Source organism: Micromonospora sp. NBC_00362 (assembly GCF_026342155.1).
In the GTDB taxonomy this organism is placed as follows: domain Bacteria; phylum Actinomycetota; class Actinomycetes; order Mycobacteriales; family Micromonosporaceae; genus Micromonospora; species Micromonospora hortensis.
Genome location: NZ_JAPENH010000001.1, coordinates 672,908 through 698,554, shown reverse-complemented (window position 1 = coordinate 698,554; position 25,647 = coordinate 672,908). Strand labels below are relative to the sequence as shown.

23 protein-coding genes are annotated in these 25,647 nt (G+C 71.6%); 5 read left to right on the top strand and 18 right to left on the bottom strand.

Annotated elements, in window-relative coordinates:
* Nucleotides 1-3: 3 nt before the first annotated feature.
* The 6 genes from OG992_RS02975 to OG992_RS02950 form a co-directional block, all read right to left on the bottom strand.
* Nucleotides 4-558 carry a dihydrofolate reductase family protein gene (locus OG992_RS02975; protein ID WP_266302265.1) on the bottom strand — a complete coding sequence of 185 codons (555 nt, stop codon included), beginning with the start codon at nucleotides 556-558 and terminating at the stop codon, nucleotides 4-6.
* A gap of 61 nt (nucleotides 559-619) precedes the next feature.
* Nucleotides 620-1,198, bottom strand: a complete 579-nt coding sequence (locus OG992_RS02970; RefSeq protein ID WP_266302264.1) for a hypothetical protein — start codon at nucleotides 1,196-1,198, stop codon at nucleotides 620-622.
* Between the two features lie 17 nt (nucleotides 1,199-1,215).
* Nucleotides 1,216-3,060 carry a S9 family peptidase gene (locus OG992_RS02965; RefSeq protein WP_266302263.1) on the bottom strand — a complete coding sequence of 615 codons (1,845 nt, stop codon included), beginning with the start codon at nucleotides 3,058-3,060 and terminating at the stop codon, nucleotides 1,216-1,218.
* On the bottom strand, nucleotides 3,061-4,839 hold the full coding sequence (locus tag OG992_RS02960) for an N-acetylglutaminylglutamine amidotransferase (RefSeq protein WP_266302262.1): 1,779 nt from the start codon (nucleotides 4,837-4,839) through the stop codon (nucleotides 3,061-3,063).
* Nucleotides 4,840-4,938: 99 nt separating this feature from the next.
* On the bottom strand, nucleotides 4,939-7,608 hold the full coding sequence (locus tag OG992_RS02955; protein ID WP_266302261.1) for a carboxylate--amine ligase/circularly permuted type 2 ATP-grasp protein: 2,670 nt from the start codon (nucleotides 7,606-7,608) through the stop codon (nucleotides 4,939-4,941).
* 112 nt (nucleotides 7,609-7,720) lie between these two features.
* Nucleotides 7,721-8,287 (bottom strand): DJ-1/PfpI family protein, encoded by a 567-nt coding sequence (locus tag OG992_RS02950; RefSeq protein WP_266302260.1) that lies wholly within the window; start codon nucleotides 8,285-8,287, stop codon nucleotides 7,721-7,723.
* 53 nt (nucleotides 8,288-8,340) lie between these two features.
* Here OG992_RS02950 and OG992_RS02945 point away from each other — a divergent pair, with 53 nt between their 5' ends.
* The gene (locus OG992_RS02945; RefSeq protein WP_266302259.1) at nucleotides 8,341-9,285 is read left to right on the top strand and encodes a GlxA family transcriptional regulator; all 945 of its coding nucleotides are present in this window, start codon (nucleotides 8,341-8,343) and stop codon (nucleotides 9,283-9,285) included.
* A 124-nt stretch (nucleotides 9,286-9,409) separates the two neighbouring features.
* Here the strand turns inward: OG992_RS02945 and OG992_RS02940 are convergent, their stop codons facing one another.
* The 5 genes from OG992_RS02940 to OG992_RS02920 form a co-directional block, all read right to left on the bottom strand.
* The gene (locus OG992_RS02940; protein WP_266302258.1) at nucleotides 9,410-10,762 is read right to left on the bottom strand and encodes a cellulase family glycosylhydrolase; all 1,353 of its coding nucleotides are present in this window, start codon (nucleotides 10,760-10,762) and stop codon (nucleotides 9,410-9,412) included.
* Between the two features lie 110 nt (nucleotides 10,763-10,872).
* On the bottom strand, nucleotides 10,873-11,475 hold the full coding sequence (locus OG992_RS02935; protein ID WP_266302257.1) for a dihydrofolate reductase family protein: 603 nt from the start codon (nucleotides 11,473-11,475) through the stop codon (nucleotides 10,873-10,875).
* Nucleotides 11,476-11,608: 133 nt separating this feature from the next.
* Entirely contained in the window at nucleotides 11,609-12,175 is a 567-nt protein-coding gene (locus tag OG992_RS02930; RefSeq protein ID WP_238682474.1) for a TetR/AcrR family transcriptional regulator, read from the bottom strand.
* Between the two features lie 4 nt (nucleotides 12,176-12,179).
* Nucleotides 12,180-12,740: a carboxymuconolactone decarboxylase family protein gene (locus tag OG992_RS02925; protein WP_266302256.1), complete on the bottom strand. Its 561-nt coding sequence runs from the start codon at nucleotides 12,738-12,740 to the stop codon at nucleotides 12,180-12,182.
* A gap of 33 nt (nucleotides 12,741-12,773) precedes the next feature.
* A complete protein-coding gene (locus OG992_RS02920) occupies nucleotides 12,774-13,133 on the bottom strand; it encodes a hypothetical protein (RefSeq protein ID WP_266302255.1) in 360 nt (119 codons plus the stop codon).
* Between the two features lie 172 nt (nucleotides 13,134-13,305).
* On the opposite strand from OG992_RS02920, the gene OG992_RS02915 reads away from it, so the two are divergent.
* Entirely contained in the window at nucleotides 13,306-14,283 is a 978-nt protein-coding gene (locus tag OG992_RS02915) for an aldo/keto reductase (RefSeq protein WP_266302254.1), read from the top strand.
* Here OG992_RS02915 and OG992_RS02910 read toward each other — a convergent pair.
* Together OG992_RS02910 and OG992_RS02905 are read right to left on the bottom strand one after the other, a co-directional pair.
* Nucleotides 14,277-15,041 (bottom strand): YqjF family protein, encoded by a 765-nt coding sequence (locus tag OG992_RS02910; RefSeq protein WP_266302253.1) that lies wholly within the window; start codon nucleotides 15,039-15,041, stop codon nucleotides 14,277-14,279. The genes OG992_RS02915 and OG992_RS02910 overlap by 7 nt on opposite strands.
* 37 nt (nucleotides 15,042-15,078) lie before the next feature.
* The gene (locus tag OG992_RS02905) at nucleotides 15,079-16,236 is read right to left on the bottom strand and encodes a winged helix DNA-binding domain-containing protein (protein ID WP_266302252.1); all 1,158 of its coding nucleotides are present in this window, start codon (nucleotides 16,234-16,236) and stop codon (nucleotides 15,079-15,081) included.
* Nucleotides 16,237-16,506: 270 nt separating this feature from the next.
* On the opposite strand from OG992_RS02905, the gene OG992_RS02900 reads away from it, so the two are divergent.
* From OG992_RS02900 to OG992_RS02890, 3 genes are all read left to right on the top strand, one after another.
* Complete coding sequence (locus tag OG992_RS02900; RefSeq protein ID WP_266302251.1) at nucleotides 16,507-17,430, top strand: RNA polymerase sigma factor; 924 nt, start codon at nucleotides 16,507-16,509, stop codon at nucleotides 17,428-17,430.
* Between the two features lie 112 nt (nucleotides 17,431-17,542).
* On the top strand, nucleotides 17,543-18,427 hold the full coding sequence (locus OG992_RS02895; protein ID WP_266302250.1) for an alpha/beta fold hydrolase: 885 nt from the start codon (nucleotides 17,543-17,545) through the stop codon (nucleotides 18,425-18,427).
* Between the two features lie 121 nt (nucleotides 18,428-18,548).
* Nucleotides 18,549-19,010 (top strand): DUF5709 domain-containing protein, encoded by a 462-nt coding sequence (locus OG992_RS02890; protein WP_266302249.1) that lies wholly within the window; start codon nucleotides 18,549-18,551, stop codon nucleotides 19,008-19,010.
* A gap of 55 nt (nucleotides 19,011-19,065) precedes the next feature.
* Here the strand turns inward: OG992_RS02890 and OG992_RS02885 are convergent, their stop codons facing one another.
* From OG992_RS02885 to OG992_RS02865, 5 genes are all read right to left on the bottom strand, one after another.
* Nucleotides 19,066-20,646, bottom strand: coding sequence for a DHA2 family efflux MFS transporter permease subunit (locus OG992_RS02885; protein ID WP_238682490.1), 1,581 nt, complete (start codon nucleotides 20,644-20,646; stop codon nucleotides 19,066-19,068).
* A 720-nt stretch (nucleotides 20,647-21,366) separates the two neighbouring features.
* A complete protein-coding gene (locus OG992_RS02880) occupies nucleotides 21,367-22,617 on the bottom strand; it encodes an HNH endonuclease signature motif containing protein (protein ID WP_266302248.1) in 1,251 nt (416 codons plus the stop codon).
* 107 nt (nucleotides 22,618-22,724) lie between these two features.
* On the bottom strand, nucleotides 22,725-23,300 hold the full coding sequence (locus tag OG992_RS02875) for a DinB family protein (RefSeq protein WP_266302247.1): 576 nt from the start codon (nucleotides 23,298-23,300) through the stop codon (nucleotides 22,725-22,727).
* 78 nt (nucleotides 23,301-23,378) lie between these two features.
* A complete protein-coding gene (locus OG992_RS02870; RefSeq protein WP_238682497.1) occupies nucleotides 23,379-24,182 on the bottom strand; it encodes an IclR family transcriptional regulator C-terminal domain-containing protein in 804 nt (267 codons plus the stop codon).
* 4 nt (nucleotides 24,183-24,186) lie between these two features.
* A complete protein-coding gene (locus tag OG992_RS02865; RefSeq protein WP_266302246.1) occupies nucleotides 24,187-25,623 on the bottom strand; it encodes an amidohydrolase family protein in 1,437 nt (478 codons plus the stop codon).
* Nucleotides 25,624-25,647 lie beyond the last annotated feature (24 nt).

Below are 25,647 nucleotides of genomic sequence, written 5' to 3'. Positions count from 1 at the left end.
TGCTCAGGAGGCCACCTTCGGCTGGTACGAGGCCACGATCACGCCGCTCTTGTGCACCCGGGTGTCGACCAGGTCGAACGACGCCTTGACGTCGGTCAGCGGCGCGGTGAGGCTGGGGCCGCCCTCCAGCACCGGGTGGATCCAGAACCGGACCTCGTCCACCAGGCCCGCCCGGATCAGCTGGGTGGTGACCGAGCCGAAGCCGTACTGGATGATGTTCTTGCCCGGCTGGGCCTTGAGCGCGGTGACCGCCTCGACCAGATCGCCCTGGAGCACCTCCGTGTTGTTCCAGGTGGGGTTGGTCAGGGTGGTCGAGGCGACGTACTTCTTGACGTTGTTGAAGTACGCGGCGCCAGTGGTCGGGTCGCTCTCATCCATGTTCGGCCAGACGGAGGAAAAGCCGTCGTAGGTGGCCCGGCCCATCAGCATCGCGTCGGCCGCCTCGGTCTGCGCACCGGCCAAGCTGGCGGCCTCCTCGTCGAAGTACGGCATGGTCCACATCGGGTTGTCGATGACGCCGTCGAGGGTGATGTAGGTCGAGTTGACGAGCTTGCGCATCGGGATCTCCTGGGTGTTTGTCGTGTTCTCCGGTGACACCCAGAACTCTGCCGGAGGCCCCTTACGATTCGCTTTCGATGCTCTTACCCGCGTCGTCGGTCGGGCCCTGCGCCGGGTCGGTCAACGGGATCGGCAGCGCCTGCGGGGTCACCATGCCGGCGCCGGTCGAGTGGGCTGGGGCGGGGCGGTCGCCGCCGCGGCTGTGCAGCCGTCCGCGCCCGGCCGGACCGGCCCGTCGGGTCACCTCGACGGTCACCATCCGCACCGGCGGTGGCGGCGCTGTGAAACGCCCGACGCCCCACCGCACCCAGATCGGGATCCGGCCGGCGTCCGCCTCCGCGCGCAACTTCTGCACCGTACGGGCCCGGTCGGTGTGGTCGACCTCCACCACGACGGGCGGACCGTCCGGACGGGCACACGCCACATCGAGCACCGAGTGCCGCTGCTCCAGCGGCGGTGGCAACGGCAGCACGCTGGGCGCGCGCCGGTAGACCCGCCAGCCCTGGGCCTCGGCCCACCGCACCACCGAGTCGATCACCCGCGCGGTGACCTCGTCGGTGTCCAGGTCGACGAAGGTCACCTCGGCCAGCCAGCGACCCAGTTCCGCGGCCAACCGCTCGCCCTGCGCCGCGACCTCCACCGGCGCAGGATAACGCCTCAGCCGACGACGGTCGCGGTCGCGGCGAGGTGCCGGGTCAGCCAGCCGGTGGTGGCCGTACGGGCCGCCTCGGCGTTGGTCCGCGAGAGGAAGTCGTGCCCCTCCCCGGCGAGCACCAGGTGCCCGTGCGGCACACCGCGGTCGGCGAGGGCCTGGGCGACCTGCGCCGACTCGCCCGCCGGCACGTTGGTGTCGTTGGCGCCGTGGATCAGCAGCAGCGGCACGTCCAGCCGGTCGATGTGGGTCAGCGGGGAGAGGTCGCGCAGCAGGTCGGCGTCCCGCTGGGGGTCGCCGTACTTGCTGACGGCGGCGGCGGCGATCCACGGCTCGGTGCCGGCGAAGAAGGTCCGGAAGTCGGAGATGCCGCACTCGGCGACCCCGGCGGCGAACAGACCGGGAAAGTTCACCAGCACCGCGAGGACCAGGTAACCGCCGTAGGAGCGGCCCAGAACGCCGAGCTGGCCGGGCCGGGCGACGCCGGTGTCGACGAGGTAGTCGGCGCAGGCCGCCACGTCGGCGATCGCGCCGTAGCGGCCGGCGAGGTTGTCGGCGGCGACGAACGAGCGGCCGAACCCGGACGACCCCCGGACGTTGGGCGCGAAGACCGCGATGCCCTGGGCCACCAGGGCCTGGAACAGCGGGTTGTAGCCGGGACGCTCCTGCGCCTCCGGGCCACCGTGCAGGCTGATCGCCGTCGGCCAGGGACCCGGCCCGGCCGGGCGGTAGAGCCAGCCGGAGAGCGGAAGCCCGTCGCGGGCCCGGAGGTCGACCAGCTGCGGCGCGACACCGGCATCGTCCGTACGCGGGCCGGTGTCCGGTCGCAGCGGGCGCGGCGCCCCGGTCGACGGGTCGACCAGCCACACCTCCCGTGGTTGCACCGGCCCCTGCGCGGTGAGGCAGAGCAGACCGCCGTCGGCGGCGAGGACGACGTCGCCGAGCACCTCGCCGGGGGCGGCGACGGCCCGCTGCACACCGCTGGCGAAGTCGAGCAGGGTCAGCTCGCTGCGCCCGCCGTAGGTGTTCCACAGCAACGCGCCGCGCTGCCCGTCCGCGCTCGGCGTGACGTCTTCCAACTCGGCATCCGGTCGTCCGGCCAGCCGGGTCGGCGGCTGCTCCGGTCGGGCGAGGTCGACCCGTACCAGCGCGGCGAGTTCGGAGAACGCGTCGGTGCGGGCCAGCACGCTCGTGCCGTCCGGGCCGAACCAACCCTGGTCGGTGCTGCCCCGCCCGGTGTCCGGGAAGAGCCGCCGTCGCACGCCGGTGGCCACGTCGAGCACCTCCAGCCAGCGGGCGTTACGAGGGCCGCGGCGCAGCAGCGCGGTGCCGGCGTCCGGGGTCACGTCCAGGAGGGTGAGCAGGTCGCCCTGGGCGAGCACCCGCCGGTGCCCGGTGGCCGCGTCGACCAGCAGGGCCTGCCCGTGCTCGTCGGTCTCGGTGACCGCCAGCACCGCGCCGTGAGGCAGCCAGCCGGCCAGCGCGGCGCTGCGGCGGCCGAACCCGGCGACCTGGTGGCGTCGCGTGCCGTCCGGGCGCAGCACCCACAGCTCCGTGCGGGGCGCGCCACCGGGGGCGACGACACAGGCCAACCACTGGCCGTCCGGGGACCAGCTCAGCGCGAGGACCGGCTCGTCGCCGACGGGCAGCGCGACGGGCTCATCCGCGTCGACCTGACAGACCCAGACGCCGGGCGTGCCAGCCCGGTCGGAGAGGAACGCCACCCGGCGGCCGTCGGGGGACGGCGCGGGGGCGAAGTCCTCACTGATCGGCACCGGCGGCGACACCGGCCGGTGGCTCGCGGGTCGGGGCCGCCGGGTGGTGCGCGGCGGCTCAATCCGTACGCTCATCTAAACCCCGATCCGCTGCAACCAGAGCTCCAGCAGCCCCAGCTGCCAGAGCGCGTTGGAGCCCAGCGTGGTCCGCCGGGCGTTCGGCGCGTCCAGCAACTCCTCCAGGTAGTCCTTGCGGAACAGGCCCCGCTCGCGCGCCGCCTGAGCGGTCAGCGCGTCCCGCACGTCGTCGAGCAGTGGGCCGGAGAGGTGCCGGATGGCGGGCACCGGGAAGTAACCCTTCGGCCGGTCGATCACCTCGTCCGGGACGATGCCCCGGCTCGCGGCCTTCAGCACCCCCTTGCCGCCCTGCGCCAGCTTCATGCCGGGTGGGCAGGCGGCGGCCAGCTCGACCACCTCGTGGTCGAGGAACGGCACGCGGGCCTCCAAACCCCAGGCCATCGTCATGTTGTCGACCCGCTTGACCGGGTCGTCGACAAGCATCACCAGGCTGTCCAGGCGCAGCGCCGAGTCCAGCGCGGTGTCCGCGCCGGGTGCGCCGAAGTGCGCGGCGACGAACTCAAGGCTGGCGTCGTGGTCGAGCATCCACTCGGGCGCCAGGTGCCCGCCGAGCGCGTCGTGGCGACGGTCGAAGAACACCCGGGCGTACGCCTCGACGGCGTCCGCGCGGGCCACGTTGGCCATCGGCGGGTACCAGTCGTAGCCGGCGAGGATCTCGTCGGCGCCCTGCCCGGACTGCACCACTGTGATGCGCTGCGAGACCTCCTCGGAGAGCAGGTGGAACGCGACGCAGTCGTGGCTGACCATTGGCTCGCTCATCGCCGCGATGGCCTGGTGCACGGCGGGGACGAACCGCTTCGCGCCGATGCGGATCTGCTGGTGGTCGGTGTCGAAGTGGCGGGCGACCAGGTCGGAGTAGTGGAACTCGTCGCCGCTCTCCCCCGCCGCCGCCTCGAAACCGATGCTGAAGGTGGCCAGATCGGTCTGGCCCTGCTCGGCCAACAGGGCAACGATCAGGCTGGAGTCGAGACCGCCGGAGAGCAGTACGCCGACCGGCACGTCGGCGACCATCCTCCGTCGTACGGCGGTGCGCAACGCCGCCATGAGCCGTTCCTGCCACTCGTCGGCGGACATGGCGGGGGCTGCGGCCCGGTTGAACTCCGGCCGCCAGTAGGTGGTGTCGGCGCTCCGGCCGTCCGCGGTGACGACCCGCACGGTGGCCGGCGGCAGCTTGCGGACCCCGGCGAGGATCGTGCGCGGCGGTGGCACCACCGAGTGGAAGCTCATGTAGTGGTGCAGCGCCACCGGGTCGAGGTCGGTGTCCACGTCACCGGCGGCGAGCAACGCCGGCAGGGTCGAGGCGAAACGCACCCGGCCCGGCCCCTCGGCCAGGTAGAGCGGTTTGATGCCGAGCCGGTCCCGGGCCAGCACCAGGGTGTGCGTGGCCAGCTCGACCAGGGCGAAGGCGAACATCCCGTAGAACCGCTCGACGCAGGCCGTCCCCCACCGGTGGTACGCCTTGAGGATCACCTCGGTGTCCGAGGTGGACCGGAAGGAGTAGCCGGCGGCGGTCAGCTCGTCGCGCAGCTCCCGGTAGTTGTAGATGCAGCCGTTGAAGACCATTGCCAGACCCAGCTCGGTGTCGACCATCGGCTGGGCGCCCGCCTCGGACAGGTCGATGATGCGCAGCCGGCGGTGCACCAGGGCCACCGGCCCCCGGTGCCACCGACCCTCGCCGTCCGGGCCGCGGGAGGCCAGGACGGGAAGCATCCGTTCGACGGCGGCCAGGTCCGGTGGCGCCCCGTCGAGGCGGAACTCGCCTCCGATACCGCACATGGCACACACCTTCCATCGGCTGGATCCGCTGAGGGCCGCTGACCGGTCCAGGCTTGGCGGACCGGGTTGCGTCCCGATGACGGGTGGGTCAAGCGTCGGTTACGCCGACGGTTCGTCGGCTCCACCGAGCAGCCAGGTGTCCTTCGACCCGCCGCCGCGCGACGAGTTGACGATCATGCTGCCGGCCGGCGCCACCCGGGTCAGCGCCACCGGCGCGACCTCGGCGGTGTCACCGAGGAACACGAACGCCCGCAGGTCGACATGGCGAGGAGCCAGCGCCGTGCCGTCGAAGACCGGGTGGGTGGTCAGCGCGATCATCTCCTGGGCGATCCACCGGTGCGGGGCCGCGAGGATCTGCTCCCGGACGGCGTCCAACTCCTCCGCCTCAGCGCGGGGGCCGATCACCACCCGGTCACCGCCGTACCCGTCGACCGGCTTGAGCACCAGCTCGTCGAGCCGACCCAGCACCTCGGCCCGCTGCTCGGGCAGCCCACACAGGTACGTCGGCACGTCCCCGAGCAGCGGCTTCTCGCCCAGGTAGTACTCGATCAGCCGCGGCACGTACGCGTACAGCGCCTTGTCGTCACCGACACCGTTGCCCAGCGCGTTGGCCAGCGTGAGCCGCCCGGCGTGCACGGCGGCGAGCAGCGGCCACCCCAGCGGCACGCCGTCCGCCCCGGGCGCGTGCAGCAGCGCCTCCTCGTCCATCCGCAGGTAGATCACGTCGACCTCGCGGCGGCAGCCCTCGCGGACCAGCCGAACCCGGCCCTCCTCCACCAGCAGGTCGCTGGTCTCGGTCAACGGGACACCCATCTCGTCGGCGAGCAGCCGATGTTCGAACCACGCCGGGTCACCGGGGCCGCTGCTGAGCACCACCACGGCGGGGTCGTCGGCCGCGGCGGGCGCCGCGGCGACCAGCGCCCGGTACAGCATCGCCGGCGTCTCGTCGGCGGGCAGCAGATCCTCCGGCACCGGCAGCTCCGGCAACACCGCCTGGGTCAGCCGACGGTTCTGCACCGCGTAGCCGATCCCGGAGGGCACCCGCAGGTTGTCCTCCAGCACGTACCAGCCGCCGTCCGGGTCCCGGACGAGGTCGGTGCCGGACACCTGGGCGCGGGTGCCCCGCCGGCCCATCAGCGCCCCGGTCGGGCGCAGCCCGGGTGAGGACTCCACCACCCACGCCGGCACCACGCCGTCGGCCACCACGGCCCGGTCGGCGTAGACGTCGCGCAGGAACGCGTCGAGGGCGCGGGCGCGTTGCACCAGGCCGGTACGCAGGGTCCGCCAGTCGGCGGCGGGCACCACCCGGGGCACCAGGTCGACCGGGAAGAGCCGGGTGCTCGCCTCGCCGGCCACGCTGAACGTCACGCCGCGGGCCCGCTGCTCCTCGTCCCGGTCGTGTTCGCGTTGACGCAGGGCCCCGGCGCCGAGTTGGCGCAGGGCCGCGAGCATCGGGGCGTACGCCGGTTGCGGTCCGGCCGGTCCGAAGACCTCGTCGCCGGCGTCGGCGTACGTGGGCAGCACTGGCGGTGTCGGCGCACCCGGCAGCGGACCGCGGACCCGGCCCCGGGTCTCGTCGAGCAACAGGTCGACCACGTCGGCCAACCGGCCCCGTCGCTCGTACGCCCGCCGCTGCCGGGCGGCGGAGCTGCCCCGTTCCAGCGCGTACCGGGTCAGCTCGCTGACCTGCTCCCAGTCCCCGGTCGCCCGCAGTTGTGGGCGCAGGTCGGTCACCAGGCGGCGGACCGCCTGGGCGGCCGGCACCGGTCGGGCCGACCGGGGCAGGTCGAGCAGGTCACCTTCCAACCCGGAGCGGGCGGCCCGCCACACGGCGGCGCGCAGCACCGGTGGTCGTACGGCGGTGCGCTCCACCCCGGCGCGCAGGGCGGCGACCTCCCGCCGGACGAGCGCCCGGAACAGACCGGTGAGCAGGACGATGGTCTCCACGTCGGCGTTGGCGTCGGTGATCCGCAGCTCCACTGTGGGCACGTGCGCCGACGGTCGGACGTCGAAATAGATCATGGCGGGGTCGGTGATGGTCTCGGAGGAGATCAGCTCGGCGACCAGCGCCTCGTGGTCCGCGGCGCTGGTCACCTCGCCCGGGTCTCCGGCGGTGGGCCAGCGTTGCCAGACCAGGGACCGGACGCTGGCGTAACCGCTGTCCTGGCCCATCCAGTACGGCGAACTGGTGGAGAGGGCGAGCAGCACCGGCAGCCACGGCTGGACCCGACGGGTGACCGCCACCGCCAGGTCCCGGTCGGAGACGCCGACGTGCACCTGCGCGCCGCAGATCAACTGCTCCCGGGCGAGCATCTGGTACTCGTCGAGCATCCGCCGGTAGCGGGAGGTGGGGGTGACGCTGGGGTCGCCGTCGGCGCGCAGCGGCACCGTACCGGCCGCCACGATGCCCAGACCGGCCCGGTCGGCGACCTGGACGGCCGCCTGACGCAGCCGGGTCAGCTCGGCGCGGATCTCGTCCAGGGTGCGGCAGACCTCGGTGTTGGTCTCCACGACGCTGCGGTGCAACTCGGCGGTGAACGAGGCCGCCGGCAACCGGTCGAGCAACTCCCCGGCGCGGGGCACCAACTCCCGGGTGTGCAGGTCGACGACGTGGAACTCCTCCTCCACCCCGATCGTGGCCAGGTCCGCCGGGTCGCCGTCGTCCAGCGACAGGAGCGGGTTCGTACGGGGGGTGGGCAGCGTCCGGCCGTTGCCGGACCGGCCCACCGGCTCGTCGTACGTCGGCGCGTTCGTGGTGTTGTCGGCCATGGTCACCCCGGTTCGCGTGTCGGTGGTCTGGCTGTCCGACGAGCGTTCCCAGGGTTGGTACCGGGGGTGTTTCCGGCGCGTTAAGGTGACGCGCCCGTTCTGTCCGTGCTGCTCAGCGGCGCGGAGCCCGGTACTCGATGGACGCGGCGACCCGGTCGGCAGTGGTGGCGCCGAGTTCCCGTTCCGTGAGCCACAGCCCCAGATCGAGCCCGGACGAGAGCGCGCCAGCGGTGACCCGGTCACCGTCGTCGACCACCCGCTCGTCGAGGACCGTGACGTCGTGGGCGCGCAACTCGTCGTACGCGTTGCGGTTGGTGGTCGCCCGCCGGCCGGTCAGCAGGCCGGCTGCGGCGAGTAGCAGCGCACCGGTGCACACCGACGCCGTCCACCGCGCCGATGGCGCCAGTGCGGCCAGCTTCGCCGGCAGCACAGCGCGCTGCGCCTGGGCCCAGGCACCCTCGGAGGCCCGGTTCAGCCATCCGCCACCTGGGACGATCACGCCGTCGGCCTGACCCAGCACCTCGGGCACCTGAAATTGGACACCACGCATGCTGGTGACCAGCCCCGACCGTTCGACGGCGACCAGCGCCACGTCGAAGCCGGCCATCGACAACACCTCGAACGGCCCGAAGACGTCCAGTTCGTCGAAGCCGTCGAATACCACGATCTCGATGCGCATACGGCCCAGAATCTCCTGCCGACCGGGCGGCGGCGAGTGGCATCCTTGCCATCATGCGTAAGAAACCCGCCACGCATCGAGTCGCCGTCCTCGCCCTACCCACTGTTGTCGCCTTCGATCTGACCATCGCGACGCAGGTGTTCGGCCACGAGGGCCACGGCCGGTACGCGATGACGGTGTGCGCACTGGACGGTGGTTCGGTCACCACCACCACCGCAGGCCTGGAGCTGACGGTCGCCGCGACGCTCGACGCGCTCGACGATGCCGACACGGTGATCGTGCCCGGATTCCGCCGTGGCCCGGCGCCGCCGCGTGCTCTCGATGCGCTGCGGCAGGCACACCGTCGTGGCGTCCGCATCGCGTCGATCTGCACCGGTGCCTTCGCGCTGGCCCAGGCCGGTCTGCTCGACGGTCGCCGCGCGACGACCCACTGGGCGCACGCCGACGCGCTCGCTCACGAGCATCCACTGGTGTTCGTGGACGCGAACGCGCTGTACGTCGACGAAGGCGAGGTGATCACCAGCGCCGGGCTCGCCGCCGGTCTGGACATGTGCCTCTACCTCGTCGGACGCGACCACGGGCAGGCTGCCGCCCTCCAACGGGCCCGCCACATGGTCACACCGCTGCACCGCGCCGGCGGTCAGGCCCAGTTCATCCCGGTCGGCGTTCCGGGTGAGGGCGACGAGTTGGCCGGGGTCATCACGTGGGCGAGCGGCAACCTGCACCGCCCGATCACCGTCGCGGACCTTGCCCGGCAGGGTGTGATGTCCAGCCGCACGCTGCACCGCACTTTCCAAAGTCGATTCCGGATGAGCCCACGAGCGTGGCTGATCCAGCAACGGCTGCGCGCCGCCTGCACCCTGCTCGAGAATGGCGGGATCACCATCGACGAGGTCGCACGGCGTACCGGCCTGGGCACGGCGACCAACCTCCGTGCGCATTTCCAGCGGGCCTTCGCCACCACCCCTACCGCCTACCGGCGGGCCTTCACACAGTGACCCTCCGACGGTGGCCGTGGCGCGGTAGTGATGGCTGCCGGTGATGTCGGGGTGTCCCGCCGGCCTGGACACCCCGACACCAGCAGCCTCGATTCGATCAATCCCAGTCAAGGAGCGGCCGGGCTCACCTCATGTTCGCCACCACGAACGGCGCGTGGCCGTGCAAGTAGTTGGTCCACCCACCGGTCACCGGCGCCCCCGGGCTGAGCAGGTTTGTGGTGTCGGTGCCGACGTCGAGCTTCCAGGCCGTCCAGGAGATACCGTTCGCCTTCATCCAGTCGACCCAGGACTGCGCCTCCGGCAGGCAGGCCCGGCCGTCGAGGCCGCCATCGGCGTTGCTGGCGCCCCACTCCGTGACGAACAGCGCCAGACCCGCGCGGATCGCCGCGTCACCCTTGGCGCGCAGCGACGCCCCGTGCGTGCAGGAGTAGAAGTGCAGGGTGTACATCAGGTTGGTGCCGCTGACCGGGCTGGCCGCGGCGACGTCCACGTCCTGTGACCAGGTCGGGGTGCCGAGCACGACGATGTTGTCCGGATCGGCGGCGCGGATCGCGGACACCACCGCCTGGTGGTACGGCTTGATGACGTTGGTCCAACTGACCTGGAGCGGCTCGTTGTAGGGCTCCCAGATGACGTTGGGCAGGTGGCCGTACCGGCGGGCCAGGTCACCGAAGAACGCCACCGCCTGCGACTGGTTGTTCTGCGCCTCGTGCGCGTGCCAGTCGACGATCACGTAGACCCCGGCGGTGACCGCGTTGTTGACGATGGTCTCCACCTGGGCGCGCGCCTTGGACGGGTCACTCAGGTACGCCCCGGCCGGCTCCACGCCCATGGCCGCGCGGATCACCTGGAGGTTCCAGTTGTCGCGCATCCAGGTCAACGCGGAGAGGTTCTCGGCGTACGGGGCGGTCTCCCAGTTGAGCCACATGCTGCTGATGCCCCGCAGCTGCACCCGCGCCCCGGACTTGTCGCACATGGTGGTGCCGCAGACCCGCAGTTGCCCGTGCCGCTCGACCGGCGTGCCGGTGGTCGGCGGCGGCGTGGTCGGGGGCGGGGTCGTGGGCGGCGGGGTGGTCGGGGGCGGACCGCCGGCGCAGGACGCGCCGTTCACAGTGCAGTTCACCGGGGTGCCGGTGCCGTTGACGAGGAAGCCGAACGAGGTGGAGGCGCCGGCGGCGAGGGTGCCGTTCCAGGACACGTTGGCGAAGGTGTAGTGGCTGCCCGAGGTCGTCTGTTGCGCGTTCCACGACTGGCTGACGGTCGAGGAGGACGGCAGGTCGAACTCGACCCGCCAGCTGGTGATCGGTGCGGAGGTGTCGTTGGTGACGGTGACCTGCCCCTGGTAGCCGTTGCCCCAGTTGTTCGTCACGGAGAACACGGCGGTCGCCGCGCTGGCCGGTGTGGCGGCGACCGCTGCCACCGCACCGGCGAGCAGGCTGGCGACGGCCAGGGTCGTGACAAGTCTCAGTGTGCGCATGCGGAACCCGCTTCGGATCGACGGTGGTGGTCTGAGGCGGGGCGGCGCCTGCGCGCACAATATCGATCAATGCCAATGGGGGCAAGGCGGGGCAGCGGTCCCCGCGGCACTCAGGCGGCTGGGCGTACCCCGTAGGCCAGGTGGGTGACGCCGTCGTCCTCCACGACGCTGAACGGACCGTACAGCTGAAGTGGCGCGATCTTCAGGTTGGCGAAGAGCGGGATGCCGGCCCCGAGCAGGACCGGGACGAGGTCGATGTGCACCTCGTCGAGCAGGCCGGCCTCGACGACCTGGGCGGCGATGGTGCCGCCGTTGACACTGACCTCCTTGTCGCCGGCGAGCGCCGTCGCCCGGGCGACGGCGCTCTCGATGCCGTCGGTGACGAAGACGAAGGAGTCGTTCTCGGGCGCCCAGCCCTCCGGCACGCTGTGCGTGACCACCACGACGGGCACGTCCAACGGATGCCGGCCACCCCACCCGCTGGTGATGTCGAAGAGCCTCCGGCCGACGACGAGCGCGCCGGTCCGCTCGGTGAGAGCCCGCAGATGCCGGGCGCTCGTGGCGGAGGTCCGGAAGGTCAATTCGGGGTCGGCCGTCGGCGTCTCGACGTCGCCGTTCTCGTACCACTGGAAGAGGTACTCGAAGCCACCGTGGGACGCGTCCGCGATGTAGCCGTCCAACGACATCGTCGCCCAGGTCGTCACCTTCGTCATCGATCCACTCCTCGGTCCGTGCCGTGCCGGCTCGTCGGCGAGGCCCACTGTCTGGCCCGCAACCCACTGTCGAAGCCGGCGCGACAGTCCTCGACACGTCGGCCGAGCTTTCTCCCAGTGTCAGCCCTGGCCGTCACTGGCGCAGCGCGTTGAGCACGAGGTCGGCGTACCGGCGCCACACCGCCGGGTCACGCTCGTCGAGCACGATGAGCTGCCGGACCGCGCCGCACAGGATTACCCGGATGTCCAGCTCCCCGGCGTCCGGGCGGACCTTGCCGGACGTTCGGGCCGCCGCCACCAGTTGCCCGATCAGATCCAGGATGCGCGCCGCGGGCACCAGCCTGCCCTCGAAGAACGCGTCGGCGAGGACCCGGTCGCGCGCGAGGCGTCCGAACAGGTCGGGCACGAAGGAACACCACTCCCGGTACGCGTCGACGCCGTCGAGCGCCGCGCGGGTGCGCTGCTCCAGCTCCTGAAACTGCCGCTGGACGACCGCGACGATCAGGTCTTCCTTGCTGGGGTAGCTGCGGTACACAGTGGCGCGGCCCACCCCGGCCCGCTCCGCCACCTGCGGCACCGTCACCTGCAGACCCTGCTCGCTGAAGAGCTCCCGGGCGGCGGCGAGGACCCGCTCCTGGTTGCGACGGGCGTCCAGACGCCGGTGGGGAGCATCCCTGTCGCTCGGCGTCGGTGGAGTCATGGCCTCAGTCTGCCCGCTCGGTCTCGTCGGTCAGCAGCGGCTCGTCGCCGTACACGGTGGTGAGTTCGACGTCGAGCACCGTGGCCACCCGGCCGAACGACCAGTAGTAGCCGATCACCTGGAGCACCTCGACGATCTCGCGCCCGCTGAGGATGTGCCGCACCTGGTCGAAGAGGTCATCGGGAACGCGCGGTGACCGCACCACCTCGGCGGCGAACCGGATGAGCGTGCGGTCATGACCGGAGAGGTGTGGGTCGTCGATGTCCCGGCTGCTGATGATCTCCCGGGTGCGCTCGTCGACGCCGGCCGCCGCCGACATCGGGCCATGCTGGGCTGCCACGAACTCGCACCCGGTGTACTCGGCCACGGTGAGGATGACCAGTTCCCGCGAGCGGGCGGGCAGCTCCAACGAGGTGAACTGCGCCCTCGCGAGCTGGATGAAGAGGTTCACAGTGCCGATCGAGTGGGTCAGCATCTTGACCATCGGGTCGGGCGGCAGGGCGGACAGGACGTCGCGGACGTCGGCCGGAATCGCGTTCGGGTCGGGGTCGGCAAGGCGGGGCATGGCTCTCTCTCCTGCGTTGGTCGTCGAGACGGTTCAGGCGGACAGGTCGAAACCCGTCTCGCTGAGGTGGCGGAAGCGGCCGTCCTCGGCGTACGTCCCGAAGACGGCGATCTCCCGTCTGGCGGTCGACCCGTCGGCCAGGGTGATCTCGTAGACGTGTCGTTCGGCGTAGCGGAGACCGTCGCGCAGCTCGTCGAGGACCAGCACGGTGCCGCTGGCGATCTGACCGCGTACCTGGGTCACCATCGCGACGAATCCGGCCCGGTCGAGGGTCTCGCCGTCGCTGCGGTGGGTGTAGTCGGGGGCGTAGAACTCGTCGAGCGCGTCGGTCAGGTCGCGCGTCGGCTCGAAGACCACAGCGCGCAGGGCGTCGCTGATCCGTACCGGGTTCATGGGGGCTCCTCGTGGGTCGCCGTCGGTCATATCCGGACTCGCAGGTCCGCTTAGCGCCCACCGTACCGGACTCCCGAGTCCACTTCCGGTGAGAGTCGTCACGTGCCCGGGGAACACCCGCACCCCGCCACGGCGAGTGCGGGTCCGCCCGTCCGGTCGTAGCGTGGGGCGCATGCGAACCACCACGTTGGGCAGCACCGGACCCGAGGTCGGCGTCATCGGCCTCGGCTGCATGGGCATGAGCCACGGCTACGACATCACCGGCCCTCGCGACGACGACACGTCGATCTCCGTCATCCGACAGGCGCTGGACCTGGGCGCGACGCTGATCGACACGTCGGACGTGTACGGGCCGTACACCAACGAGGAGCTGGTCGGGCGGGCACTGTCCGGCGGGCACCGGGAGCGGGCCGTACTGGCCACGAAGGTCGGCCTGGTGGCCACCTCCCCCACCGGTGGCCCCGGCAACTCACCGAAGATCGGCAACAACGGCCGCCCGGAGCACATCCGTTCGGCGATCGACGAGAGCCTGCGCCGGCTCGGCACCGACCACGTCGACCTCTACCAGCTCCACCGGGTCGATCCGGAGGTGCCCATCGAGGAGTCCTGGGGCGCGATGGCCGAGGTCGTCGCGGCCGGTAAGGCCCGGCAGCTCGGGTTGTCCGAGGTGACCGTCGCGCAGATCGCGCGGGCCCAGGCGGTGCACCCGGTGGCGTCGGTGCAGTCCGAGTTGTCACTGTGGACGCGTGACCCGTTGACCGAGGTGTTGCCGTACTGCGGCGAGCAGGGCATCGCCTTCCTGCCGTTCTCCCCGCTCGGGCGCGGTTTCCTCGCCGGCCGGTTCACCTCGTTCGACGACCTGCCCGCCGACGACTTCCGGCGTGGCCTGCCGCGCTTCCAGCAGGACGCGCTGCGCGCCAACCTCGCCATCGTCGCCCGGGTCCGGGAGATCGCCGACCGGGCCGGCTTCAGCCCCGCGCAGGTCGCCCTCGCGTGGGTGGTCGCCCAGGGTGACCAGGTCATCCCGATTCCCGGCACCAAGACCCCGAAGTACCTGGTGGACAACTGCTCGGCCGCTGACGTGCGGCTCAGCGTCGAGGACATGGCCGACCTGGACGCGCTGCCCGCACCCGAGGGTGGCCGCTACTGAGGTTCCGGCGGCCCGGCACCACGTGACCGGGCCGCCACCGGCGGGCCGAACCTGACCGCGACACCTGGCGAGTAGAGCACGCTGACCGGTGGCCCGACCGGTGCCGGCAGCCCAGCGGCGGCTACCAACTCGTCATCCAGGTGCAGCACCTCGGCCCGGTGCAGCGGCCAGCTCGGATGCCAGTTCGGCAGGTGCAGCGTGCGCCCGTACGCCCGGGTGTGCAGCCCCCAGCGGGCGGTGACGAAGTGTTCCAGCGGGGTCGGCTCGACGATCCGCTCCCCCGCCCGCACCACCATCCGGCTCGTCGCGCCCGCCGGCCCCGGCCAGCGCCGCCGGCAGCGGTAGGTGCGACGGTCACCGTCGCGATCCAACCGCATCGACGACCACAGGTACGGCAGGCGCAGCGTCGCCCGCGCCACCAGCACCGGCAGCAGACGGGACGCGTCGAGCGACCGGAACACGACAGCTCGCCGGCCGGCGTCATCGACGGAGTAGAGCCGGACGTTGGTTTCCCAGAAGGTGCCGAAGTACGGCACCCCCGGGCCTCGGCCGAAGCCCAGCCCGACCATCCGGAAGCCGATCAGCCCCACGTAGCTGACCCCCTGCAGTGTGTCCGGACGAGTGCCGGCGGGCAGCAACGGCGCGACCACCTCCGGAGCGACGGCCCAGTGCAGGAAGGTGAGGTCCTCCCAGCGCTGGCGTAGGAGCGCCCAGGGAAACGCCTGCCGGGGCGCGTGGTCGACCGGTTCGGGGTGCACGCTCTCATCGTGGCCCAGGCGGTGGGCCGGCGTGGCCTCAGGCGTGCGGACCGACGCTGACGGTGCCGATGGTCAGCGACGCCCTGCCGTCCAGGATCTCGCCGATCCGCTCGACCTCCTCCGCCAACGCCCGCTGCTGGGCTGCGCCGAGCGTCCGCAGCGGCTCGACGGTGACCCGGATCGCGCGGCCGGAGCGGCGTTGATGCCACACGCCGGCGACCACCCCGTCGACCAGCAGCACCGGATAGTTGCCGGCCTGGCCACCGGCGAGCGCCCGCTCGGCGGCGGCACCGGGGAAGAGCCGTTCGCGGGGGTGGCAGCCGACCGCGTACGCGTCGAAGTACGGAAGGAGCCGCAACCCGGACGGCCGGTCGTCGGGGAATTCGGTGTCGTCGGCGGCCACCCAGGCCCGGGTGCCCTCCACCGTCACCTCGGTCAGGTCCAGCGAGTCGAACAGCAACGTCGCCCACCCCGGCGCCACCGCCAGCCACCGGGCGAACTGTGCCGGGGTGGCCGGCCCGTACGCGTGCAGGTAGCTGCGGACGAGGGCAGCCAGGGCGGCGGGACCGGGCATCGGCGCGAAGTCGGGCAGCCACCGGGTCGGGCTGGTGTACGTGCTGGCCCGACCGCGATTCGGGCCGAAGCAGACCAATCCGGCCCGGGTGGCGGCGGTCATCGCGGCGATCCACCGGGGCCACTTGTCCTGGAACGCCTCCATGACCAGGTCACCCGCCCACGGGCCGGTACGGGCGACGACCTCCTCGGTCAGCTCGGCGGTGGTCAGGTCGGCCTCGGCGACCGCGTCGGCGATGGCCGCGATGACCTGCTCGGTCTGCCGGGGCGTCAGCAGGACCACGCTCCGCTCCCAGGACGGGGCCGGCAACGCGGTCAGCGCGCCGACCCACATCGGCAGGTCCGCCGCGGCGAGCAGGTGCACGGTTCCGCGTGGCCCACGGGTCTTGACCAGGGTGCGGTCGGTCCACAGTGCGCGGCGTACCAGGGCGCGGGTCGTGCCCGGCACCCGCAGCCCGATGGACAACTCGGCGGCCGACGCGATCTGGGCGTGCGCGCCGCAGATCGCCGACACCACGTCGGCGACCCCACCGGCGTCCGGTGCCGCGCCCGCCGCCGGTGGGCACAGCCGGTGTCGCTGTAGTCGTCGGGCGGACACCTGCGCCCAGCTCAGCTCGGTCATCGCAGACCCGCGAAGAACGCGCGGACGCCGACCACGCACCATCGAAGGGCTTCGACACGGCAGGTCCTCATGCCGCCCAGGCTACGACCGGCGTGTGTCACTTTCCGGCAACCGTCGTCGGCCTCGGGGCGGTGACCCTCGCCCCTCCCGCAGCATTGGCTCAGAACCGAGACGTTCACACGTCGTAGGCTGGTAGCGGCGATGGACACCGGAATAGCCGCCCAAAGCCCTACAGATGGGACGCTCCGGGACTTGCGAGAGGACGTACGCGTGACGCAGAGCGACGGAGAGCTGGTAGTGCTCGCGCAGGCGGGAGACGCGGCCGCGCTGGGCGCGCTGCTGGCCCGGCACGAGGCGGGGATGCGGGCTGTCGCGCTGGGCGTCCTCGGTTACGGGCCGGACGCCGAGGACGCGGTGCAGGACACGATGGTCGTCGCCCTGCGTCGCATCGGCGAGGTGCGCGACCCGAGCGCCGTCGGCCCCTGGTTGCGGGCCATCGTCCGCAACAACAGCCGGATGGCGTTGCGCGGGCCCAGAGCCGTCCCGGTCGCCGAACCCGAGTGGTTCACCCGCCCCGCCGACACACCCACCCCGGAGGAGGCACTGGACCGAGCCGCGATGCGCGACTGGGTGTGGCACTCCATCGGGCAGCTGTCCGAACCTGACCGGCTCGTCACCCTGCTGCGGTACTTCAGCGACGCGTCCTCGTACGAGCAGATCGCGGCCGTGTGTGGCGTGCCGGTCGGCACCGTCCGCAGCCGCCTCAGCCACGCCCGTCGGGCGCTCGCCGGCGGCCTGCGGACGGCGGCGGACGCCGCGCACACTGACGTCGCCGCCTCGAACGACTCGCGGTGGCGAGAAGGCCGCGACATGATCACCACGGCGATGGGCGGCGACTTCGAGCGGGTGGTCCGCGAGAGCTGGTGGCCGGACGCCGAGATGATCGTGCCGGGCGGCCCGCGCGGTGGCCGTGATCTGGCCATCAACGGCATGGACCGCGACCTGACGGCCGGGGTACGTCAGCGGCTGCGCAACGTGGTGGCCAGCGGCGACGTGCTGATCTGGGAGACCGACCTGATCAGCCCACCCGACGACCCGGAGCACTGCCCACCCGCGGCGCTGTGGTTGCAGGTGCTGCGCGAGGGCCGGGTGCGCCAACTCACCCTCTTCCACCCCGTCCCCGCGCTGGTCTGAAAAAACTCCTCCGACGAGCGAACTTTTCCCTCGACCCGCGCATCTGGTCCGCGTCATGCACCAGTTGCCGTGTCGGCCGACGCCGCGCGGGTCTCGGATCGGGAGATAGTTCATGGGTTTCACCAGCCACGACGTCAGCGCCCTCGCACCGGGTGCCCACACGTTCACAGTGGATGGCGTTCGGCAGGTCTACCACGTCGCCGGCACCGGCCCGGTCTGCGTGGCGCACTCCGGCGGGCCGGGCATCGAGTGGGCCTACCTGCGGACGCCCAGCCTTGAGACGCACTTCACGATGGTCTACGTCGAGCCGGTGGGCACTGGCGCGTCGGGGCAGCTCGACAACCCCGACGATTACCGTCTCGACACCTACGTCCGGTTCCTGCACGCCGTCGTCGAACACCTCGGCGAACCCCGGGTGTACCTCCTCGGGCACTCGCACGGCGGCTTCGTCGTCCAGCGCTACGCGCTGGCCCACCCGGACCGGATCTCCGGCCTCGCCCTGTACGACACCTCGCCCGTCACCGGCGCCGAGTTCTGGGGCGAGGCGATGGCCGGCCTCGCCGCCTACCCGCAGCGGCACCCGGACCGGCCGGAGGCGGCGGCGGTCCCGGGTGCCTTCGCGCAGATCGGCGGCGCGACGGACGACGACTCTTTGGGGGCCGCTCTGCGCGCCGCCCTGCCGGTGTACTTCGCGGACTTCTGGGGCCGACAGACCGAGTTCGCCCCGTTTCAGGCGGCCGTCCGAATCTGGGCGACGCCGGCCGGCGCGCAGGACCCGACGCCCTTCGACGTGCGGGAGAACCTCGCTGAGATCACCGTGCCCGTCGTGGTGATCGTCGGGGCGTACGACTTCATCTGTGGCCCCCGCTGGGCCGAGCAGTTGCACGCGGGGCTTCCGGACTCGCGGCTGGTGACGCTGGAGCGAAGCGGACACTTCGCGCACATCGAGCAGCCGGTGGAGTTCACCGACGCCGTGGCGGAACTGCTGAAGCGGTGACCCACAGTGGCACCGCCCGCCGCGAGGTCCGTTCGTCACAGCGGGCAGACCTCGGCGAACGGGCGCGTTGCACGGTCATAGGCTGAGCGCTTTGCTGCACCGTGACGAAGAGGAGACCGCCGTGAGCCAGACCGAACGGATGGATTCCGTCGACGAGTGGAACGTGGCCGAGGACGACGGAGTCCTGGACGCCTCCGACACCCTCGACGACGACCGGGTCGGCGACCCCCTCGACACCGGCATCATCGCCGAGGACCACTGGACGGCGGCAAACCGGTTCGGCACCACGCCGGCCGAGGAACGGGCGGGCGAGTCCCTGGCGCAACACCTCGCCCAGGAGGTGCCGGATGTCGACCCGTACGCCGAGGGTGGCGACGACGAGGACGAGCTGACCCGCCGGGGGTACGAGACGGAAGCACGCGCCGGCCGTCTCGTCGCCTACGACGACGGCGTCCGCGAGGACGACGAGGCCGAGTCGGTGGCGTGGGACGCCGGGATCGACGCGGGTGCCGCCAGCGCGGAGGAAGCGGCGATCCACCTGGTCGAGGACCCCAACGGACCGGGCGACGGTCCGTTGCGCTGACGCCGTACCCGCCGCGCTCGGCACCTCACCGGGTGCCGAGCGCGGCCGGGCGCGGTCAGTGGATGACGACGGGCGTCCTGACCTGCTCGCCCTGCGGGTCGTCGAGCTGCGCCGGCTGACGTCGGCGCGGCAGGAACGCCGCCGGGATGATCGTGAGCACGACCAGGGCGAACGCGACCCAGAACGTGCTCGCGAACGACTTGGCGGCGAAGTCCAGACCACGCTCGATGATTGACGGGTCCACCGGCATCTGCTGGAGCAGCTCCGGCCGCTGCTGGGCGGCGATGGCCAGCCCGGCCTCGGTGACCGGCTTGCCGCTCTCGTCCACCAGGCCGGGGATCGGCCGGGAGCCGTTCAGCTCGTTGGTGAGGATCACCGACATCACGGCGGCGCCGACCGAGCCGCCGATCTGCTGGAGGATGTTGACCAGCGTCGAGCCGCGGGCCACGTCGTTGGCCGACAATGTCCGCAGCGCCGACGTCATGATCGGCATCATCGTGCCGCCCATGCCCAGACCCATCACGAACAGCGACCCACCGAGCAGCCAGTACGAGGTCTGCGGATCGACCTGGGTGAAACCGAAGAACCCGACGACGATGAGCCCCAGCGCGAACGGGACCGTACGCCCGATCGGCACCCGGTCGGCCAGCGTGCCGGCGATCGGCATGGTGATCATCGCGCCGATGCCCTGCGGCGCCATCAGCAGGCCGGCCGCAAGCGTCGACTCGCCGCGCACCTGCAGGAAGTAGCTCGGGAACAGCAGGCCGGCGCCCATGAACGCGATGATGAACACGAACATCGTCACCGACGCGATGGTCAGGCTGCGGTTGCGGAACAGCCGCAGGTCGAGCAGCGGGTGCCGGGGCTTGAACGAGTAGAGCACGAACGCCACCACCAGCGCGCCGCCGACCAGCATCGGGGCCCAGACCTTGGCCTCGGCGAAGGTGCCCGCCTCCGGCAGGGACGACACGCCGTACAGGAAGAGGGCGAGACCCGGCGAGAGCATGAGCATGCCGACGAAGTCGAACGACTCGGACGGCTCGGGCGCGTCCTTCGGCAGCGCGACCTGCGCGTAGATCAGGGCGATCACGCCGATCGGCAGATTGATCAGGAAGATCCAGTGCCAGCTCGCGGTGTCGATCAACCAGCCGCCGAGGATCGGGCCGCCGATCGGCCCCAGCAGCATCGGGATGCCGAGGACCGCCATCAACCGGCCGATCCGGTGCGGCCCGGCCGCCCGGGTCATGATGGTCATGCCCAGCGGCATGAGCATGCCGCCGCCGAGGCCCTGCAGGACCCGGAAGCCGATCAGCTCGCCGATCGTGTCGGCCATGGCGCAGAGGCCCGACCCGATAGTGAACAGGGCCAGCGCCACCATGTAGAGCCGTTTGGTGCCGAACCGGTCCGCCGCCCACCCGCTGAGCGGGATCACTGTGGCGAGGGCGAGGGTGTAGGCGGTCATGGTCCAGGCGACGCGGGCGTAGGACGCGTCGAACTCGCTCTGGAATTTGGGCAGCGCCACGCTGACCACAGTCACGTCGAGGATCGACATGATCGCGCCAATGACGACGACGCCCGCCACCTTGAGCACCGCGCCGTCGAGTTTGTCCGATGTCGCGAGGGATTGCTGTGTCACTAACTCTCCTGAAGTCGATTGAGCCGGCCGACGGTGGGCGGTGGCGGCGATGCCGCGCCAACCGGGCGCGGGGCGCGACGTGCCAGGACGACGGCGCGCGGAGGAAGACTAACCGCCAGCTGTGACGGTTCGCCGCCGGATTTCGTGACGGCCCGACCGCGTATCCGATCGGCCGTGCGACTGTGGCCGGACGTCGGGGTGGCAATCAGCCGGCAGAGTCGCGAGCTAGGTGTTTCGCCCAGTGCGGCCCGGGGGTCGGCTGTGCGGCTGTGCGGCTGCCAAGCGATCACCGTCGTGAGGGTTGGCACGTCCACCCACGGCACAGCGGCGATGTCGAACCGAGAATCGCGCTACCCCCCGGCACGCACGAGGGAGTCGGGTACGAGATCGCGGCGGAGCTGCGTGCCGGGCCCTGGTTGCGCGCCTCCCTCCGCCTCGGTGGACGCGCGGGAGTGGGGTGAGTCCCGTCCGCCTGGCGGGGTCGGACCGGCGTTGACCGGCGGCGCCGTGCCGGGCCCTGGTTGCGCGCCTCCCTCCGGGTCGGTGGACGCGCGGGAATGGGGCCGTGCCGGGCCCTGGTTGCGCGCCTCCCTCCGCGTCGGACCCGCAGGCGTGGGGCCGTGCCGGGTGGGCACTCCATCGGCCCACTGGCCGTGGGGCGTGCGGGGCTGGCCACTCGAACGGCCTGCTGACCGGGGTGATCGTGTGTGCTGGTGATGCTCACGTCCGTCGGTGGTAGTGGTTGCGGCGGGGGACCTGTTCGGGGTCGAGCCAGGCCGGTGGCACGAACTCGGGGTGGCCGTCGCCTGCCAGCCGCACCGCCCAGTCGCTGTGGTGCAGGTGCCGGTGGTGGTGGCCGCAGAGCAGGACGGCGTTGGCGAGGCTGGTGTCGCCGCCGTCGGCCCAGTGGTTGATGTGGTGGGCGTCGCACCAGCGCGGTGGTCGGTCGCAGCCCGGGAAGGCGCAGCCCCCATCCCGCAGCACCAGGGCTCGCCGGAGGGAGCCGGTGATGAGACGACGTTGTCGGCCAAGATCGAGTGGTTGGCCGGCTCCGTTGAGGACTGCGGGGAGGATGGCGGCGTCGCAGGCGAGGCGGCGCACGGCCTCGGGGGTGAGGCGCAGGCCGGTGTCGAGGGCACCGCTGCCGAGTTGCCGGGTCAACCCGTCGTAGCTGGTGGTGACGACGATCTGGGCGGGATCACCACCGTGCTCGGGCAACTCGCCGGTGCGCAGGACGAGGCGGCACACGTCGCTGAGAGCGTCGTGCCGGCGTTGCCCGGGAGAGCGCTGGTCGTCAGGGCCCGAGGGTGCGCTGAGCGGGTCGATGGCGGCACGGAGCAGCCCAGCGGTCTCGGTGTCGAGGATGCCGGTGAGTCGCAGCCGGCCATCGCTGAGGGTGGAGAGGGTGAGGTGGCGGTCGCGGGCGGCACGGCGGGCCTCGGCGTCCAGGGCTGCTTGGGCGGCGGCGTCGGCGATGTCGGGTGCGACGTGGTCGAGGATGCGGGTGCTGAGTTTGCGTAAGAGGGTGGGATCGAATTGCCCGGCCCACTCGACGAGCACGCCGAGGGCCTTGTCGGCGACCTCGGGACCGGCGGCGGTCTGCACGCTGTCGACCGTGTCGGCGATGACCCGGGCCTGATCGACGGCGATGTGGCCATCGGCCAGTGCGTGGCGTATCCCAGGGTTGCCGGTGTCCAGAACCTCGGCGAGGTCGACGAGGCGGCGGGCGGCCGGGATGGTGAGGCATAACCGTTCGCGGAGCCAGACCGCAGTGGAGGAGGCGCCCTGCGCGGTGGGGACGCCTCGGCCGTCGAGCTCACGGATCAGAGCCAGTTTCACCGCCGCGAGCCGCTGCTCGATGCGGTGAGCGGTGTCGAGTGCGGCGATCAACTCGTCCTCGGGTCGTGCCCACGTGGGCGTATCGGCGCAGGCCGCGATGGCGCCCTCTGCCTGCGTCAACTCTTCGACCACGACCCGAACCTAGTACAGCTATACGACACTTCAGTCACCATGATCGATCCGCGGCAGACCGGCCCAGGCAGCAGACCGGCTAACTGGCTGCCATGACCGGCAGAGACCTAGCTGCTGCGCTTGCCGGCGTCGAGGGCAGCCTGCTCCACTCGCTGGCGGTGGTCCAGCCACCATGACTCGTCCACGTGGGGCAGGTTGTCGTTGCTGGGCAGCAGCCCGGCCGTGCCGTCGATGAGTTCACGGACGATGTCGGCGTGGCCGGCGTGCCGTTGGGTTTCCGCGATGACGTGGACCAGGACGTGGTGCAACGTGACCGCTGCATCGCCCCACCACGGCACGTGGCCTACCTCATCCAGGGCAAGGGCATCGATTGTCGTGTCGGCGTGGGCGATCGCGCGACCGTACAGTGCGACGATCTCCTCGCGGGTCTCATCCGCGCTCGCCCACATGTCGGCATTGGTCTCCGCCTCGTCGCCGACATATGGCAGCTTCTGCTCGAACGGTCGGCTGAACACGACGCCGAAGTAGAGGATCTCCATGGCCGCCGCGTGCTTCACCAGACCGAGCAAGTTGGTCGCGGTCGGGGTCAACGGACGCCGAATATCGTATTCGCCGAGCCCGTCGAGCTTCCACAGCAGCGACTCGCGGCCGCCCTTCAAGTAACTGTGCAGGTCTGCCTTCATCGCGGCACTATGACATCGGCTCGGGTGTCCGTGTTGTCCCGGACGACGCGCGAAGCTCAGGATCGGTAGGTCACGCCCCTAGGCCGTGGCCACCGGAACGGCGGCGGTGAGCGCCCAGTCGTGCCCGATGTCGGCGGCCGCGCGCAGCAACCTCGGTAGGTGCTCCTCGCGCAGGGTCTCCAGCGAGGTCTCGGCGGCGTGCACTGTCACGTTGATGGCGGCGACGACTCGCCCGTCGCCGTCGCGTACGCCGGTGGCAACGGACCTGATCCCCGGTGCCAGGTCCTGGTCGGCGAGCGCCCAGCCCTTCGCCCGGACCTCGCGCAGCACGGCGTCGAGGTCCCCCGGCGCGGGCTGCCAGCGCGGTGTGATGCCGGAGCGGCTGGGCTCGGCGAGGACGGTCGCCAGCGTGTCCGGCGGGAGGGCCGCGAGCAGCACCTTGCCCATCGACGTCGCGGGTGCCGGAAAGCGGGTGCCGATGGTGACACCAAGCGTGACGATCTTGGGGACGGCCACCCGGGCGACGTAGACGATGTCGCTGCCGTCGAGTTGGGCCATCGAGGTCGACTCGTTGGTCTGCGCGACGAGCTTCTCCATGTGTGGCCGGGCCACGTCCCACATGTTCAGCGCGTTGACGTACGCCATTCCCAGCTCCAGGACGCGCGGGGTGAGGGTGTGGCCGCGGCCGACCGCGCGGACGTAGCCCAGCGATTCGAGCGTGATGAGGATGCGCCGGACGGTGGGGCGGGCCAGGCCGGTGGCGGCGGCGAGTTCGCTGAGCGTCATCGAGGGGCAGGCGGGACGGAAGGAGCGCAGGACGTCGAGGCCACGGGCGAGAGCCTCGATGAAGTCGGGCCCGGCGCCCCTTCCGTTGTCACTCATGTCCTTAATGCTTCCATTGCGCCGACCCGGCGTCCCACTCGGTGTACTGGTACGGGTTCTCCAGGATCGCGGTCTCGGGGACGTCCGGGTTCATTCCCCGCTGCCACGCCTCCTCCCCCATCGTCTCGCGCAGGTGGTCGATGGTCGCGGCCACCCTGGCCCGCGCGGCGGCGAGGTCGACGCCGACGAGGCGGCCGTCGCGCTTCACGACCCGGCCGCCCACCAGCACCGTGTGCACGTCGGCACGCTGGGCCTGGAAGACGACGTGACCGTGCGGGTTCAGGATCGGGAACATCGCCGGCGAGGCGTCGTTCTTGATCAGGACGACGTCGGCCTGACGGCCGGGGGTGATCGCGCCGATGGTGGCGTCCATGCCGAGCGCGTGGGCGCCGCCTCGGGTGGCCCACTCGACGACCTGCTCGGCGCGCAGGTGGCAGTGGCTGATGGTCTCCTGCTTGGCGTGCGCTTCCAGGTGCTCCCGGGAGCGGTCCGCGCCGAGCGTGCTCCGCATCGCGGAGAAGAGGTCGCCGCTCCACCACACGCTGGTGTCCATCGACAGTGACACCGGGATGTCGTGGTGGCGCAACTGCCAGGTGGGTGGGTAACCCTGGCCGGCGCTCTGCTCACTCTCTGTCGAGACGGAGACCGAGCCGCCGGTCGCGGCGATCCGGTTGTACGAGTCCTGGGTGAGCGTCGCCGCGTGCACGTACACGGTGGACGGGTTCATGAACCCGTTCTCGTGCATCAGCCGGATGCCGTCGTCGTTGGTGGCGCCCCACACGCCCGCGTGGGTGGTCACCGCGACGCCCAGTTCACGGGCCACCTCGAACGCGGCCCGTTCCGGGAAGGCGGGGTCACCGGTGACGTCGAACGCCAACTGGAAGCCGGCCAGCTTGCCACCGTCGATGCGGCGGCGGTGGAAGTCGCGGAACTCCGGCGAGGTGGCCCACTCCCACGGCCCCTGCTGGATGTTGCCGTAGGCGAGCACGAACCGTCCGTCGACCGCCTCCAGGGCGTCCACGGCGGCGTCGGCGTGCTCGGGTGTCTGCAACCCGTGCGACCAGTCGACAGTGGTGGTGACGCCGGCGTCGATCGCCTCGATCGCGCCGAGCAGGTTGCCGGCGTAGACGTCCTCGGGCCGGAACAGCTTGCCCGACTCGAGGTAGTACCAGACGAAGTACTGGGTCAGGGTCCAGTCGGCGCCGTACCCGCGCATCGCGGTCTGCCACAGGTGCCGGTGGGTGTCGACCATGCCGGGCATGAGGATGCCGTCGGTGGCGTCGATCTCCAGGGCGTCGTCGGGTGCGGTGAGGCCGACGCCGACCTGCGCGATCCGGCCGCCGACGACCAGCACGTCGGCGCCGGGCAGCACCGTGCGCGCGTCGTCCATGGTGAGAACCAGGCCGTTACGGAAGACCACCGGCCGGTCGGTTGCGCTCATTCGCCACCCATTCCTTTCGGAGTA